Source organism: Microbacterium paraoxydans, from assembly GCF_018224615.1.
GTDB classification, from domain to species: Bacteria; Actinomycetota; Actinomycetes; order Actinomycetales; family Microbacteriaceae; genus Microbacterium; species Microbacterium paraoxydans_B.
Map to the genome: position 1 here is coordinate 52,466 of NZ_JAGTUK010000002.1, position 15,416 is coordinate 67,881.

Below are 15,416 nucleotides of genomic sequence, written 5' to 3' on the forward strand. Positions count from 1 at the left end.
GAATACTCCGGTGGACGGGCGGCTTGTGCCTGAGGTGAGCACCCCCATCGATCGCGCCTCCGTCGGACTCCGTTCGGAACGCGGACCGGTGCTCGCGGCGCTGATGCTCTCCACGGGCCTCATCGCGATCGACGCCACGATCCTGGCCACCGCGGTGCCGAGCATCGTGCGCGACCTCGGCAGCTACCAGCAGTTCCCGTGGCTGTTCTCCGTCTACCTGCTCGCGCAGGCCGTGAGCGTGCCCATCTACTCCCGCTTCGCCGACACGGTCGGCCGCAAGCCCATCATCCTGCTCGGCATCGCCCTGTTCCTGCTCGGCTCGGTCCTCTGCGGTCTCGCGTGGAGCATGCCGGCGCTGATCGCGTTCCGGGTGGTCCAGGGCCTCGGCGCGGGAGCCGTCGCCCCGATGTCGATGACGATCGTCGGCGATATCTACACCGTGGCCGAGCGCGCGAAGGTGCAGGGCTACATCGCCAGCGTGTGGGCCGTGTCGTCGGTGGTCGGACCGGCGCTCGGCGGCGTGTTCGCGCAGCTCGACGCCTGGCGCTGGATCTTCCTCATCAACATCCCGCTGTGTCTGCTCGCCGCCTGGGTGCTGCTGCGGCGCTACACGGAGCGGAAGCAGACCCAGCGGCACCGCATCGACTACCTCGGCGCCGTCCTGCTGACGCTCGGCCTCACCGGCGTGATCCTGGGGCTGCTGGAGGGCGGCAACGCGTGGGAGTGGCTGTCGGCGCCGAGCGCGCTGTGCTTCGGGGTCGGCATCGCGGCGCTCGTGCTGTTCGCGCTGGTGGAGCGCCGCGCGCCGGAGCCCATCGTCGACCTGCGGCTCATCTCGCGGCGGCTCATCCTCACCACGACCCTGGTGTCGCTCGGGGTGGGCGCGCTCATGATCGGTGTGACCAGCTTCGCGCCCGCCTACCTGGAGGGGTCGCTCGGCATCGTGCCGCTGCTGTCGGGGCTCGCCGTGGCCGCCCTCACCCTCGGCTGGCCCATCGCCGCGGCGAACGTGGGGAAGCTGTACCTTCGCATCGGCTTCCGCCGCACCACGCTGATCGGCATGAGCATCGCCTCGGGTGCGGCGATCGTGCTGGCCTCGGTCGCGTCGTGGCCGAATCCGTACGTGCTCGCGGTGATCGCGTTCGTGCTGGGGTTCGGCCTCGGGTGGAGCGCGGCGCCGACGCTGATCGCCGCGCAGTCGTCCGTGGAGTGGGGGGAGCGTGGCGCCGTGACCGGCATGAACGCGTTCGCCCGCTCGGCCGGCAGCGCCGTCGGGGTGGCCGTGTTCGGGGCGATCTCGAACGCGATCATCGCCCGGGGCGCCGGTCCGGACGACCCGAGCACGATCGTGCACGCCTCGGTGGGGGTGTTCGTCGCGGTCGCTGTGACCGCGCTGCTCACCCTGCTCGCGGCGTCGTTCATGCCGCGCGACTCCGCCGAGTCGTACTCCGGCTGACGCCGGGGCTCAGCGGGCGAGGCGCTCGGCGATGCCCGTATAGGTCGCGGGGGTCAGGGCGAGCAAGCGCTGCTTGGCGGCCTCGCCGATCTCCAGCCCCTCGACGAACGCGGCCAGCTCGGCCGCGCCGACGCGGTGGCCGCGCGTGAGCTCCTTCAGCAGCGCGTAGGGGTCGGTGATGGTGGAGCGTCCGGCGACGACCTCGGCGCGGATGACCGTCTGGATCGCCTCGGCCAGCACCTCCCAGTTGCCGTCGAGGTCGGCGAGCAGCACGTCGCGCGAGAGCGAGATTGCGTTCAGGCCGCGGCGCAGGTTGTCGAGCGCGAGCAGCGAGTGGCCGAACGCGACGCCGATGTTGCGCTGCGTGGTCGAGTCGGTGAGGTCGCGCTGCAGGCGGCTGGTCACGAGGGTCTGCCCGAGCGATGCGAACAGCGCGCCGGAGATCTCCAGGTTCGCCTCGGCGTTCTCGAAGCGGATCGGGTTGATCTTGTGCGGCATGGTCGACGAGCCGGTGGCACCGGCGACCGGGATCTGCGCGAAGTAGCCGAGCGAGATGTAGGTCCAGATGTCGGTCGCGAGGTTGTGCAGGATGCCGCCCGCGTGGCGCACCCGGTCGTACAGCTCGACCTGCCAGTCGTGCGACTCGATCTGCGTCGTGAGCACGTTGAAGCCCAGGCCCAGCCCCTCGATGTACTCGCGGGCGATCGCGGGCCAGTCGGCGTCGGGGTCGGCCGCGAGGTGAGCCGACCAGGTGCCGGTCGCGCCGGAGAACTTGGCGAGGTACTCGGTCGCGGCGATCTGTCCGCGCACACGCTCCAGACGCCAGGCGAACACCGCGAGCTCCTTGCCCATCGTGGAGGGCGTGGCGGGCTGGCCGTGCGTGCGCGACAGCATGGGGGCGTCGGCGTGCTCGACGGCGAGCTCGCGCAGCTTCGCGATCACGGTGTCGAACGCCGGCAGCCACACCTCTTCCACGGCACGCTTGACGGTGAGCGCGTAGGAGGCGGAGTTGATGTCCTCGCTCGTGCAGGCGAAGTGCGTGAGCTCGGCGATCGCGTCGAGCCCGAGCGACGAGAGGCGGTCGCGCACCAGGTACTCGACGGCCTTCACGTCGTGCTGCGTGACGGCCTCCTTCTCGGCCAGCCAGTCGATCTCGGCCTGACCGAAGTCGCGGTACAGCGCGCGCAGCCGCTCCTTGTCGGCGTCGGAGAGCGGGCTGGTCTCGAACAGCGAGCGGTCGGTGAGGGCGATCAGCCACTCCACCTCCACCTCGACGCGCGCGCGGTTGAGTCCGGCCTCCGAGAGGAAGTCGGCGAGTCCGGTGACGGCGCTGCGGTAGCGGCCGTCGAGCGGGCTCAGGGGCTGCGGCGGGAGCGAGGGCTGGAAAGTCAGGGGAGTCCTCCTGATCGGGCCCCTCAGAGTCGGGGCGTGCGGGGCAGGCGCAGAGCGGGTTCGAGCTGGCGGAACAGCCCCCGCGTGGCGGTCTCAATCATACCGAGCACCGAATCGAACATCTCGGCCCCCGCGTAGTACGGGTCGGGCACGTCGGGGCTGGGCGCGTTCGGGTCGAACGAGAGCAGCAGCGTGACCTTGCCCTCCTCGTCCTCGTCGCGCGCCCACTCGCGCAGGATCCGCTCGTGCGTGCGGTCGAGCGCGACCACGAGGTCGTTCTCCGCGAACGACGCGAACGTGAACTGCTTGGCGCGGTGCTGGGAGCCGTCGTAGCCGCGTCGCGCGAGGGAGTCGATCGTGCGGTGGTCGGCGCGCTCGCCCAGGTGCCAGTCGCCCGTGCCCGCGCTGCGCGAGACGATCCGCGAGCCGAGGCCCTGGCGCTCCGCGAGGTCGCGGAACACGACCTCGGCCATGGGGGAGCGGCAGATGTTGCCCGTGCAGACGAAGATCACGCGGAAGGGATCCTGTGCTGTCACGGGACCATTCTGCCGGTCGCCGCGCCTCGTGCACAGCGGAGGCTCCCGCGACCCGCTCTTCCTGCACGTCCGTGCATCCGCGCGAGCTGTGCACGTGCGCTGCGAACCGGGTCCGGTGCGGTGCCGACGCTCGCGCAGGGTGGAGGCCATGACCCCGTTCGCCACCACCAGCTTCGACGCCCCGCCGCACACGTGGGCCCGCATCCGCGCCGCGAGTCATCTGGGCGACGCGCTCGACACCCTGGACCACGCCATCGCGATCCTGCGTGCCGTGGCGCACGACACCGCGTGGGAGTGCTCGGCGTTGCGGGCGCTCCACCAGACGATCGAGGGACAGCTCCACGCTGCGTCCGCCGAGCTCACGCGGCTCCGGGGCGTGCGCGACCACTGCCTCGCGGGAGGCGACCGGTGAGCGGGCTGAGCATCGACCACGGGGGCGTGGTGGCGGTCGACACCGGAGAGCTGCGCTCGGTGGCTGCGCGCCTCGTCACCGCGGCGGGGGAGTGCCGGCGGGCCGCGACCGCGGTGGAGCAGACGCGCACCGCGGTGTCGTCCGATCCGGCGGCGTTCGACGGGGTGCCTCTCCCTGCCCTGCGCGCCGCCGCCCAGGAGCTGCACGACGTCGCCGCCGAGCTGGAGCACGCAGCACACGGGGCGCGACGCGCGGCCGATGTGTTCGAGATCGTGGAGCTGCGTGCCAGAGTCGAGGCCCTCGCGCACACGGATGCCGCCGCGGCGGCCGTGGCCAGGGCCCGGCTCCACCGGGTGCTCGCCGCCGATCCCGCGCTAGGCCTCGTCGCGTCCGGGCTCGTGCTCCCGTGGGAGTCCCGTCCGCTCACGGATCCCGGCCTGCTCCTCGGGGCGCTCGGCCCCGCGGTGCCGTCCGCGATCGGCCTGGCGCAGCTGCTCGGCACGACCACGGGGTTCGCGAAGGTGCAACCGGGCGAGCGTCTGCGGGGGCGTGCGGATCCGGTGCGCGTGACGGCGGTCGCGCGGTCCGCCCCTGCTGCCCCCGCCGACCTCGCCGCGGCGCTGCGCCGCCTCCCGGAGCGCCGTGGAGCGCAGGTCGCCGTCGAGCGCTACGCCATGCGCGACGGCACCACCCGCTACGTGGCGTACCTCTCCGGCACGCACTCGCTCTCCGTCGATGCGAAGGGATCGGAGCCGTGGGACATGCGCTCCAACGCCCAGCTCTACACCGGCACCCGGTCGGCGTCGTACCAGGCGACCGTGGACGCGCTCGCGGCGGCGGGGGCACGGCCGGGGGATCGCGTCGACGTGGTGGCGTACTCGCAGTCGGGCATGATCGCGGCGCAGCTCGGAATGGAGGGCGAGTTCGACGTGCCGATGCAGATCACGGTCGGCAGCCCGGTGGAGCCGACGGTGAACGACGATCAGACGCTCGTGCAGCTCCGTCACGACGACGACCTGGTATCCGGGCTGGCCGCGGGCGGGTCCGCCGCGGGCACGGGCTCGGGCGACAGCTTCACGGCCAGCAGGACGGTCGAGCCGCTGCCCGATCCGGGCGACCTGGGGCTGGGGTCGCACGGGATCGAGCAATACGAGGAGACGGCACGCATGGTCGACGGGTCGTCCGACCCGCGTGCCGAAGCCCTCGACCGGTACTGGGCCGAGCTGGGCGAGGCCGCCGAGGTGGAGCGCACGGAGTACCGCGCCGAGCGCATCGGATGAGGGGCGTCGCCCGGGGGCTAGGCGAACGCGAACGACTCGACGAGCGCGTACCCCTGGTCGTTCGACACGCGCACGGTGTAGTCCACCCGCGGGGCGGGGTAAGGCAGGGCCCGCTCCTCGCCGGGGCCCAGCACCACCGTGTCGGTCGACTCGGAGCTGCCGTCGCTGCCCAGGTCGAACGCGATGTACACGGTCATGGGGGCGGACGACTCGTTGCGCACGTGCACGGTCACCACGCCGGAGCCGTCGTCCGGGTCGAGCCGTGCCGTGAGCCCGAGCGGCGCGCAGTCGAGCTCGACCCGCTGCTCGAAGCGGAGCCCGCCGTCGGTGCTCGCCCGGAAGGTGTACCCGCCGTTGGGCAGCAGCCCGAAGCCGACCGGACGGGTTTCGCCCGCGGCGAGCAGTGGTCCCGGACCCGCGTCGGGCGTCGTGCCGTCCGCCGTGATCTCGAGGTACGTCTGCAGCGGCGCCGCGGTGTCGTTGCGCAGCATGAGCGTCACGCGGTCGGGGGCCTCGCACGCGGTCACGGTCCAGGCCGTGAGCTCCGGCGTCGCGCTCGCCGCAGCGACCGGGCTGGCGGCGACGGCCGCGATCACGGGAACGCTCCAGGTGGCGGCGACCACGGTGCGCCGCGTGATCCCCGCCGGCTCCGACCCCCGTGACCGCTGCTCCCCGCGGGGCTGCGGCTCGAACGGGCGCACGTCAGTCGCGGCGCGAGCGCTTGTCCTGCGGCCGCAGGATGGCGCCGAAGATCCCGTTGATGATCGAGATGATCAGCGCGGCCAGCACGCCCCACCAGAACGAGCCGACCGAGAGCCCCCAGCCGAAGCTGCTCGTGATCCAGGCGGTGAGCCAGAGCAGGAACCCGTTGATCACGAAGCCGATGAGCCCGAGCGTGAGGATGTACAGCGGGAACGCCACCACCTTCACGACCGTGCCGATGATGGTGTTCACCAGGGCGAAGATCGCACCGACCGCGAGCAGCGTGAGCACGAGCTGCAGCGTCTCTCCGGGCGGGAAGGCGGTCACGGTCACCTGGAGGACCGGGATGAGGGTGACGACCCAGATGGCGAAGGCGTTGACGACGACGCGGATGATGAAGCGCATAGTCCGTTCAGTGTCCCACGGCCACTGCGGGCTGTCAGCCTAGACTCGACGCGTGACCGAGCCGATCCTGCCCCGCATCCGTCCCGCCATCGCCGCCCTCGCGCCGTACCGGCAGGGCAAGCAGGCAGGGCCCGAGGCCTTCAAGCTGTCCAGCAACGAGAACCCGTTCGAGCCGCTGCCGTCGGTGGTCGAGGCACTGCAGCGCACCACCCCGATCAACCGCTACCCCGACGCGACGGCCGCGCGGCTGCGCGAGCGCCTGGGTGCGCGCTACGGTGTGCGGCCCGACGAGGTGCACGTCGCCTCCGGCAGCGTGTCGATCCTGCACCAGCTGATCCTGGCGACCGCCTCGGTCGGTGATGAGGTGGTCTACGCGTGGCGGTCGTTCGAGGCGTACCCGAGCCTGCCGCTCGTGGCCGGAGCCACCGGGGTGCAGGTGCCCCTCACGGCCGACGCCCGCCACGACCTGGACGCGATGGCCGCCGCGGTGACCGACCGCACGCGCGCGATCATCCTCTGCACGCCCAACAACCCCACCGGCCCGATCATCACGGCCGGCGAGTTCGACCGCTTCATCGACCGCGTGCCCGCCGACGTGCTGGTGATCCTCGACGAGGCGTACGCGGAGTTCGTCACCGCGCCGGACGCGGTCGACGGTCTCGCCGCCCGGGTGTTCGAGCGTCACCCGAACGTGGTGGTGCTGCGCACGTTCTCGAAGGCGTACGGCCTGGCCGGCCTGCGGGTCGGCTACGCGATCGGGCACGAGAAGGTGCTCGACGCCGCGCGCACCACGGGCATCCCGCTGTCGGTCACGTCGGCCGCCGAGAGTGCCGCGATCGCGAGCCTCGACGCCGAGGCCGAGTTGCTCGAGCGCGTCGCCGTGATCGTGGAGCGCCGGGAGCGCCTGCTGGCCGGGCTCCGCGCACACGGCTGGGACGTGCCCGACTCGCAGGCGAACTTCGTCTGGCTGCCCACCGGGGAGCGCACCGACGAGGTGGCTGCCGCGTTCGTGGCGGCCGACCTCATCGTGCGCCCGTTCTCGGGCGACGGCATCCGCATCTCGGTGGGCGAGGAGGAGTCGCTCGACCGCGTGCTGGAGGTCGCCGCTGCCCAGCGCTGACGCCCCCGCGATCCGCGGAATCTCGGGCTTCCGGGAAGATACGAGGGCGTCCTAGGTATGCGTGACCCGGAATGCCGGCACGGGTAGCGTGGGGCCGGTGAGCACCCCAGAGACCCCCCTCGTACGCGTGCTGGACGAGACCGGCAAGGTCGCGCCCAGCGCCGAGGCCGAGCAGTATCTGCCGCTCGTCGAGGCCATCCCCGACGCCGAGCTCGAGCAGTTCTACCGCGACATGGTCAGCATCCGGGCCATCGACACCCAGGCGACGAACCTGCAGCGACAGGGGCAGCTCGCGCTGTGGCCGCCGAGCCGCGGACAGGAGGCGGCGCAGGTGGGCTCCGGTCGCGCCGCCCGCGCGCAGGACACGATCTTCCCGTCGTACCGCGAGCATGCGGTCACGCGTATCCGCGGCGTCGACCCGCTCGACATCATCAAGCTGATGCGCGGTGTCTCGCACGGCGGCTGGGACCCGACCGACCCGAAGAACGGCAACACGCGCCTGTACACGCTCGTGCTGGGCTCGCAGGTGCTGCACGCCGCGGGCTACGCGATGGGTCTCACGTTCGACGGCCGCACGGGCACCGGCGACCCCGACCGCGACGAGGCCGTCATCGTCTACTACGGTGACGGGGCCTCCAGTCAGGGCGACGTGCACGAGGCGATGGTCTTCGCCGCGAGCTACCAGGCCCCCACCGTCTTCTTCCTGCAGAACAACCACTGGGCCATCTCGGTGCCGGTCACCACGCAGTCGCGCGTGCCGCTCGTGCAGCGCAGCGCCGGCTACGGCATCCCGAGCGTGCGCGTCGACGGCAACGACGTGATGGCCAGTTACGCCGTGTCCCGCGTCGCGCTCGACGAGGCCCGCGCCGGCGGCGGTCCGCGCGCGATCGAGGCCGTGACGTACCGGCTCGGCGCGCACACCACGAGCGACGACCCCACCAAATACCGCGGCAACGACGAAGAGCTGATGTGGGCGGGACGCGACCCGATCGTGCGCATGCGGGCGTTCCTGGAGAACCGTGGCGCGTCCGCGCAGTTCTTCTCCGAGGTCGACGCGGAGGCGGCGGAGGCGGCGGAGGATCTGCGTGCGCGCACGGTGCAGCTCGGCCCGCCCAGTCCCGACGCGATGTTCGACCACGTGTACAGCGAGCCGCACCCGCTGATCGAGCAGCAGAAAGCCTGGCGCGCGCAGTACGAGGCCTCGTTCGAAGGAGAGGGCAAGTGACCCTGGAGACGATGCCGCTCGGCAAGGCGCTGAACGCCGGTCTGCGCAAGGCGATGGAGGACGACCCGAAGGTCCTCCTGATGGGCGAGGACATCGGCAAGCTCGGCGGGGTGTTCCGCATCACCGAGCACCTGCAGCGCGACTTCGGCGACCGCCGGGTGCTGGACACGCCGCTCGCGGAGTCCGGCATCGTCGGCACGGCGATCGGATTGGCGATGGCCGGGTTCCGCCCGGTCGTGGAGATCCAGTTCGACGGGTTCGTGTTCCCGGCGTTCGACCAGATCACCACGCAGCTCGCGAAGCTCACGAACCGGCACGAGGGCTCGCTGAGCCTGCCGATCGTGATCCGCATCCCCTACGGCGGCCACATCGGCGCGGTCGAGCACCACCAGGAGAGCCCCGAGGCGTACTTCACGCACACCCCCGGCCTGCGCGTGGTATCGCCGTCGACCGCGAACGACGCGTACTGGATGATCCAGGAGGCCATCGCGTCGAACGACCCGGTCATCTTCCTGGAGCCGAAGAGCCGGTACTGGCCGAAGGGCGAGGTCGAGCTCGACGCATCGGCCGTGCCACTGCACTCCTCGCGGGTCGTGCGCACCGGCACCGACGTGACCCTGGTGGGCCACGGCGCCATGGTCACCACGCTGCTGCAGGCCGCGGCGCTCGCGGAGGCCGAGGGCACGAGCTGCGAGGTCGTCGACGTGCGGTCGCTGTCGCCGGTCGACTACGAGCCCATCCTCGGTTCCGTCCGCAAGACCGGCCGCATGGTGTACGCGCAGGAGGCCCCCGGGCACACGAGCCTCGGCAGCGAGATCGCCGCGACCGTGATGGAGCGGGCGTTCTACGCGCTCGAAGCCCCGGTGCTGCGGGTGTCGGGTTACGACACCCCGTTCCCGGCCGCCAAGCTCGAGGGCGCCTACCTGCCCGACGCGGATCGCATCCTCGAGGCCGTCGACCGCTCCCTGGCCTACTGACACCGGCACCAGCCGAAAGGACCCGTCATGAGCACGCAGAACTTCCCCCTTCCCGATGTCGGCGAGGGTCTGACCGAGGCGGAGATCGTCGCGTGGAAGGTCGCCCCGGGTGACACGGTCGCGATCAACGACGTGATCTGCGAGATCGAGACCGCGAAGTCGCTCGTGGAGCTGCCGTCGCCGCACGCGGGCGTGGTGGGCGAGCTGCTGGTGGAGGAGGGCGCGACGGTCGAGGTGGGCACGCCCATCATCACCTTCGTGACCGAGGAGGCGGTGGCTGCGGCACCCGCGGCTCCCGCGGTTCCCGCGGCCGACGACGGCGGTGGTTCCGTGCTGGTGGGCTACGGCTCGGGCGGCGGGGCGACGTCGCGGCGCAAGCGCCCGGCCGAGCGGCCCGTGCGGTCGTCCGTGGGGGTGATCGCGAAGCCGCCGATCCGCAAGCTCGCGCGCGACCTCGGGGTCGACCTGACCGCGGTGACCCCGACGGGCGCCGACGGCGAGGTCACGCGCGACGACGTGATGAAGCACGCGTCGCAGGCGAGCGTGTTCCGCAACATCGAGACGCCCGAGTGGGGAAGCGTGCGCGAGGAGACGGTGCCCGCTCCGCAGGCGGCGCCGTCCGGCCTGGCGCGGGGCCTCACGGTCACGCGGCCCTCCGCGGCCGGTGACGACCGCACCGAGTCGATCCCGGTCAAGGGCGTGCGCAAGGCCACGTCGTCGGCGATGGTGCAGAGCGCCTATTCGGCCCCGCACGTGACGGTGTGGAAAGAGGTCGACGCGACCCGCACGATGGAGCTGGTGAAGCGGCTCAAGGCGTCGCCCGACTACGCCGACATCAAGGTCTCGCCGCTGCTGATCATGGCACGCGCGGTGATCTGGGCGGTCCGACGCACCCCGATGGTGAACGCCGCGTGGATCGACACGGAGGCGGGGGCCGAGATCGCCGTGCGGCACTACGTGAACCTGGGCATCGCGGCCGCGACGCCGCGGGGCCTGCTCGTGCCGAACATCAAGGACGCGCAGGACCTCAGCATGAAGGAGCTGGCCCGCGCGCTGAACCGTCTGACGCTCACGGCACGCGAGGGCAAGACGCCCCCGGCCGATCAGCAGGGCGGCACCATCACGATCACGAACATCGGTGTGTTCGGGATGGACGCGGGCACGCCGATCATCAACCCGGGTGAGGCGGGCATCGTGGCGATGGGCACGATCAGCCAGAAGCCGTGGGTGGTCGACGGCGAGGTGCGCCCGCGCTGGGTGACCACGGTCGCCGGGTCGTTCGATCACCGCGTGATCGACGGTGACGGCATGAGCCGCTTCGTCGCCGATGTCGCCTCGGTCCTGGAGGAGCCCGCGCTGCTGGTCGACTGAGCCCGGTTCGGGTCACTGCGGCGGTATCGACGCCGCTCCGGTGCGGCGGAGGCTGAGGAGCGCGACGCCGCCCGCGAGGACGAGCAGCACCGCCCCGAGCCACGCGGCCGCGCTGAACCCCGAGGCGAACGCGGTCGTGGCGATCGTCCGCAGGGATTCTCCGAGCGGCTGCGGAAGGTCCTGTGCCGCGCTCAGGGCGGCCGCGAGCGTCTCGCGCGCGCTGTCGTGCGCGGCGAGAGTCCCGTCGGCCTGGGAGCCCTGGGGGATACCCGCGCGGTACAGGGCGAAGCCGAGGCTGCCCAGGATCGCGATGCCGAGCGACACCCCGATCTCGGTGCTCGTCTCGCTGAGCGCCGACGCCGATCCGGCCCGTTCGGCGGGAGCGGACCCCACGACCACGTCCGTTCCGAGCGCCGTCACGGGACCGATCCCGGCATAGGCGAGACCGAAGCCGATCAGCACCACGACGGTCTGCGCCTCCGCCCCGTCGACCCTGGACACCTGGGCGAGCACGACGAACCCGACCGCGGCGACGGTGAGGGAGCCCGCCACGATCAGCATCGGCCGGACCCGGCGGGCGAGGAGCGGAGCCCCCAGTGACGTGAGGATCAGCGCCCCCGCGGCCGGGAGCAGCAGGAGCCCGGACGCCAGGGGCGGGTGGCCGCCCACCAGCTGGAGGTGCTGGGTGAGGAAGAGGTAGATCCCGCCGACCGCGAACGTGGAGATCAGGAGAGCGATCAGCCCCGCGCGCACGGCGGGCGTCGAGAGCAGCCGCAGGTCGAGCAGCGGATCGGGCAGTCGCCGCTGACGGCGCACGAACGCGATGCCGAGGGTGACGCCGAAGATCGCGGCGAGCACCGGGATCGGGGCGGGACCGTACGCCGACAGCTCCTTGACCCCGAAGGTCACGAGAAGCATGGTCGCGATGATGAGGACGACGCTCGCCGCATCGGGTCGCCCCGCCGTCCGGTCGCGGTGTTCGGGCAGCAGCAGCGGTCCCGCGATCAGCAGGAGCAGCATCACCGGAACCCCGAGGAGGAACACCGAGCCCCACCAGAAGTGCTCGAGCAGCGCTCCGCCCACGATCGGCCCGAGAGCGATCCCGGCCGAGAACATGGTGGCCCAGATGCCGATGGCGAGGGTGCGTCGGTGTGGTTCGGGGAACATGCTGCTGATGAGCGCGAGCGTCGACGGCATGAGGGTCGCCCCTGCGATGCCCATGACCGCACGGCTCAGGATCAGTACCTCCGCGGTCGGGGAGAACGCGGCGGCGATGGACGCGATGCCGAACGCAGCTGCTCCGAGGAGGAGGAGCCGTCGGCGTCCGACCCGGTCGCCGAGGGAGCCCATCGTGATGAGGAAGCCGGCGATCATGAACCCGTAGATGTCGATGATCCAGAGCAGCTGGTTCGAGGTGGGCCGGAGGTCGTCGCTCAGCAGGGGGACGCCGAGGTGGAGGACCGTGATGTCGAGGGAGAGCAGGAGCGTGGGGAGTGCCAGGACGGCCAGGCCCCACCACTGCTTCGCTCCCGAGCGGGTGACGGTGACGGCCGGTGACGGGTTCATGGCGGGGCTCTTCTCTTCTCAAACGCCGGAGTGCGTCCCATACTGGGTTCGAACCGCGGAATGAGGAAGTACCCACTATTTACTGCGGTACGAACGTTTTGGTAAGTAGGGGACGATCATGACGATGAAGACGAGAAACGGTCCGTACGTCTGCGGCATCGACGCGGCGCTCGACGTGGTGAGCGGCAAGTGGAAGGGCCTGATCCTCTGGGAACTCGAGGAGCACGGCACCCTGCGTTTCGCGCAGCTGCGCCGGTCGCTCCCGGGCGTGAGCGAGAAGATGCTCACGCAGCACCTGCGGGAGATGGAGCAGGACGGGCTGGTGCACCGGAAAGTGTTCGCGGATGTGCCGCCCAAGGTCGAGTACTCGCTCACCGACTCGGGGATCGCGCTCAACCGCGCGCTCGAGCCGCTCGGCGACTGGGGGCGCGAGCGCATCCGGCGTGACGAGATCGTGCTCGTCGATCATGCCGACGCCCCGCGCATGCCCCGCCCCTGAACCCGGTGCGGGTGCGCCCGCAGAATCCCCCCGCCGGTGGATGTGGGCGCCCGCGCCCGCTCCCTACGGTGGAACAAGACGGCAGGGACACGGCGGGGGAGGATCGATGCGACGCAGCGAGGGGTTCGGGGATGCCGCCGCGGAGCTGGCGAGGCTGGCCGGTACGGCCGGGGCGGGGGTCGCGGCCGCCCTCCGAGACGGCGACGGCGAGTGGACGCAGCTCGGCTATCCCGTGGAGGCGGCGCAGCGGCGGTTCGAGATCGGCTCGGTGAGCAAGGCGCTCACGGGGTCGCTGTTCGGGGTGCTGATCGCGGCGGGGGAGGTCGACCCAGAGCAGCCGATCGACGAGGCACGCGACGAGAGGCTCCCGTGGCGAGGCACAGCGCCCACGCTGCTCGACCTGGCCACCCACCGCGCCGGACTGCCCAACACCCCGCGCCCGCTCGTGCGACGCGAACTCGCCACCGCGCTGGGGTTCAGCGTGAAGGATCCGTGGCGCGGCGTGAGCGACGACGACTACCGGCGACTGCTGTCCGCCAGCGCCGCCCGGGCGCGCCGTGACGGCCGGTTCCGTTACTCCAGCATGGGCGTCGGGCTCTTGGGCGACGCGCTCGCCGCGGTGACCGGGGTGCCGTTCGCCGAGCTGATGCGCGAGCGGCTGCTGGGTCCGCTCGGCATGACCAGGACCGGACTCGACCGCCCCACCGCGGGTCCGGACGTGGTGGAGCGCCCCACGAACGGCAAGGGCGTCGCGCTGCCCTACCTGCAGGACGCGATGCCGGCCGCGGGCATGTACGCCTCCACGCTCGACGACCTGCAGCGGCTGGCGGACGCGCTCCTCGGCCCGGCGCCCGCGGAGGTCGCCGAGGGGCTGCGCCTGGCGGTCACCCCGCACCACCGGATCAAGGACGACCTGCAGCTGGGGCTCTGCTGGTTCCTGGTGGGCCCGGGATCCGCGCCCGTGATCGAGCACACCGGGGGCACCTGGGGGTCGCAGGCGCAGTTCACGGTGCAGCCGAGCACCGGCCGTGCCGTCGTCGCGCTCACGGCCACCCCTCGCCGCATCGACTCCTTCGCCGCCCGCTACCTGGCCGCCGGGGCACCCGCGGTCGAGTCGCGGGCGCACGGGACCGCTGAGGCGCACACCCCCGAGCCGCCGGATGCGACGGCGGCGTCACCCCGCACCCCGTGACCCGGGCTGTCGCGCGCTAGGCGGTCGTGCGCAGGCGGCGCTCGGCGAGCAGCGGCACCGCGCGCTCCCTCGCCGCACGGCGGGCCGTGGCGACCGCGCCGACCGACACGACCTCAGCGCCGAGCGACGACGCGAGGATCTCGGGGGCCGGCAGGTGCAGTTCCGCGGGGAGGATGCGGCGGGCGGCCGCGAGCACGGGCTCCACGCTCTCGGCCACGGCACCGCACACGATCACGCGCGCCGGGTCGTACATGCTGCCGAGCACGCCGACCACGCGGGCGACCGTGGCCCCCACGCGCTCGGCGACCCGCACGGCGTCGGCGTCGCCCGAGGCGGCGAGGGTGAGCACGAGCCGGGGTTCCACGGGGCCCTCCGCCACGAGCCGTCCGAGCGGGCTGTCGGCGGGGGCCTCTCCCGACTCGACAGCGGCGCGCGCCTGGTCCTGCAGCGCGTACCGGAGGCCGAACGCCGAGCCGACCCCGACGATGTGGTCGAACACCACACCTTCGCCCACGCCGCCGTGGGCGCCGTGCAGCACATGGCCGTCCACCACGACCCCGCCGCCGAAGCGCTCGCTGGCCAGGAGCGCCACGTAGTCGCGGCAGCCCTGCGCGGCGCCGAGCGTCCCCTCGGCGATCGCGGCGAGCTGCGCGTCGTTCTTCACCTCGACCACGGGGGCCCAGTCGTGCAGGACCGCGGCGAGGCCGGGGTTGGTGCGCTCCCAGAACCCTTCGGGGTGGGGCGGCGAGATGCCGTCGCGGTCGACCGGCGCTGCGACGCCGACGCACACCGCGAGCACGTGATCCGCGTCGACGCCCGCTTCGTCCAGGGCGGCGCGCATCCGCTCGACGATGGTGGCGCGACGGGCCTTGGCGCTCTGCGTCGGGTCGAGCTCGGCGCGGTGGTGCACGAGCGTGCGGTCGAGCGGATCCGCGACCGTGACGGCGAGGTGCGTGTCGCCGGCGTCGACGCCGATGACCACGCCGAGGTCGGGGGAGAGGGTGAAGCGTCGGGCGGGGCGGCCGGCGCGGTAGTCGCCCGTGGCCCGGGCGTTGGGCAGTTCCCGCAGCACCTCGGCGCCCACGAGGGTGTCGATCGCATCGATCGCGGTCGAGCGGGTGAGGGAGGTGCCGGCCATGGCTTCGGTCGCGGTGAACTCCCCGGCGGTCCAGGCGAAGTCGAGCACGGCGCCGACGCTCGCGCGCCCGGTGCCCAGCCCCGTCGAGACCTCCGCCACTCCCCTTGACCTTTCTGTCGCCCAGATGAGACAGTACCTCCTGACG

15 protein-coding genes are annotated in these 15,416 nt (G+C 72.2%); 9 read left to right on the forward strand and 6 right to left on the reverse strand.

Going from position 1 to position 15,416, the window contains the following annotated elements; genetic code table 11:
• Positions 1-103: 103 nt before the first annotated feature.
• On the forward strand, positions 104-1,456 hold the full coding sequence (locus tag KE274_RS05885; RefSeq protein ID WP_249186161.1) for an MFS transporter: 1,353 nt from the start codon (positions 104-106) through the stop codon (positions 1,454-1,456).
• A 9-nt stretch (positions 1,457-1,465) separates the two neighbouring features.
• Here the strand turns inward: KE274_RS05885 and purB are convergent, their stop codons facing one another.
• Both purB and KE274_RS05895 read right to left on the reverse strand, forming a co-directional pair.
• Positions 1,466-2,848, reverse strand: a complete 1,383-nt coding sequence (purB, locus tag KE274_RS05890; RefSeq protein ID WP_211543315.1) for an adenylosuccinate lyase — start codon at positions 2,846-2,848, stop codon at positions 1,466-1,468.
• A gap of 23 nt (positions 2,849-2,871) precedes the next feature.
• Positions 2,872-3,321 (reverse strand): low molecular weight protein-tyrosine-phosphatase, encoded by a 450-nt coding sequence (locus tag KE274_RS05895; protein ID WP_249186162.1) that lies wholly within the window; start codon positions 3,319-3,321, stop codon positions 2,872-2,874.
• 211 nt (positions 3,322-3,532) lie between these two features.
• Here KE274_RS05895 and KE274_RS05900 point away from each other — a divergent pair, with 211 nt between their 5' ends.
• Both KE274_RS05900 and KE274_RS05905 read left to right on the forward strand, forming a co-directional pair.
• Positions 3,533-3,796: a hypothetical protein gene (locus KE274_RS05900; protein WP_211541820.1), complete on the forward strand. Its 264-nt coding sequence runs from the start codon at positions 3,533-3,535 to the stop codon at positions 3,794-3,796.
• Positions 3,793-5,076 carry a hypothetical protein gene (locus KE274_RS05905; protein WP_211541822.1) on the forward strand — a complete coding sequence of 428 codons (1,284 nt, stop codon included), beginning with the start codon at positions 3,793-3,795 and terminating at the stop codon, positions 5,074-5,076. The genes KE274_RS05900 and KE274_RS05905 overlap by 4 nt, the downstream gene beginning before the upstream one ends.
• Before the next feature lie 17 nt (positions 5,077-5,093).
• On the opposite strand, the gene KE274_RS05910 is transcribed toward KE274_RS05905, so the two are convergent.
• Entirely contained in the window at positions 5,094-5,777 is a 684-nt protein-coding gene (locus KE274_RS05910; RefSeq protein WP_211541824.1) for a hypothetical protein, read from the reverse strand.
• A 1-nt stretch (position 5,778) separates the two neighbouring features.
• Complete coding sequence (locus KE274_RS05915) at positions 5,779-6,183, reverse strand: phage holin family protein (protein ID WP_211541826.1); 405 nt, start codon at positions 6,181-6,183, stop codon at positions 5,779-5,781.
• A gap of 52 nt (positions 6,184-6,235) precedes the next feature.
• On the opposite strand from KE274_RS05915, the gene KE274_RS05920 reads away from it, so the two are divergent.
• From KE274_RS05920 to KE274_RS05935, 4 genes are all read left to right on the forward strand, one after another.
• Positions 6,236-7,303 carry a histidinol-phosphate transaminase gene (locus tag KE274_RS05920; protein ID WP_211541828.1) on the forward strand — a complete coding sequence of 356 codons (1,068 nt, stop codon included), beginning with the start codon at positions 6,236-6,238 and terminating at the stop codon, positions 7,301-7,303.
• A 97-nt stretch (positions 7,304-7,400) separates the two neighbouring features.
• Positions 7,401-8,528: a thiamine pyrophosphate-dependent dehydrogenase E1 component subunit alpha gene (locus tag KE274_RS05925; RefSeq protein ID WP_211541830.1), complete on the forward strand. Its 1,128-nt coding sequence runs from the start codon at positions 7,401-7,403 to the stop codon at positions 8,526-8,528.
• A gap of 11 nt (positions 8,529-8,539) precedes the next feature.
• Positions 8,540-9,505, forward strand: a complete 966-nt coding sequence (locus KE274_RS05930) for an alpha-ketoacid dehydrogenase subunit beta (RefSeq protein ID WP_211543317.1) — start codon at positions 8,540-8,542, stop codon at positions 9,503-9,505.
• A 27-nt stretch (positions 9,506-9,532) separates the two neighbouring features.
• Positions 9,533-10,876 (forward strand): dihydrolipoamide acetyltransferase family protein, encoded by a 1,344-nt coding sequence (locus KE274_RS05935; RefSeq protein WP_211541832.1) that lies wholly within the window; start codon positions 9,533-9,535, stop codon positions 10,874-10,876.
• Between the two features lie 12 nt (positions 10,877-10,888).
• Here KE274_RS05935 and KE274_RS05940 read toward each other — a convergent pair whose 3' ends face one another.
• Positions 10,889-12,442 carry an MFS transporter gene (locus KE274_RS05940; protein WP_211541834.1) on the reverse strand — a complete coding sequence of 518 codons (1,554 nt, stop codon included), beginning with the start codon at positions 12,440-12,442 and terminating at the stop codon, positions 10,889-10,891.
• A 118-nt stretch (positions 12,443-12,560) separates the two neighbouring features.
• Here KE274_RS05940 and KE274_RS05945 point away from each other — a divergent pair, with 118 nt between their 5' ends.
• Together KE274_RS05945 and KE274_RS05950 are read left to right on the forward strand one after the other, a co-directional pair.
• The gene (locus KE274_RS05945; RefSeq protein WP_249186113.1) at positions 12,561-12,941 is read left to right on the forward strand and encodes a winged helix-turn-helix transcriptional regulator; all 381 of its coding nucleotides are present in this window, start codon (positions 12,561-12,563) and stop codon (positions 12,939-12,941) included.
• Positions 12,942-13,047: 106 nt separating this feature from the next.
• Positions 13,048-14,133, forward strand: coding sequence for a serine hydrolase domain-containing protein (locus tag KE274_RS05950; protein ID WP_211541836.1), 1,086 nt, complete (start codon positions 13,048-13,050; stop codon positions 14,131-14,133).
• A gap of 16 nt (positions 14,134-14,149) precedes the next feature.
• Here KE274_RS05950 and KE274_RS05955 read toward each other — a convergent pair whose 3' ends face one another.
• Positions 14,150-15,370 (reverse strand): ROK family protein, encoded by a 1,221-nt coding sequence (locus KE274_RS05955; protein WP_211541838.1) that lies wholly within the window; start codon positions 15,368-15,370, stop codon positions 14,150-14,152.
• Between the last annotated feature and the right edge of the window lie 46 nt (positions 15,371-15,416).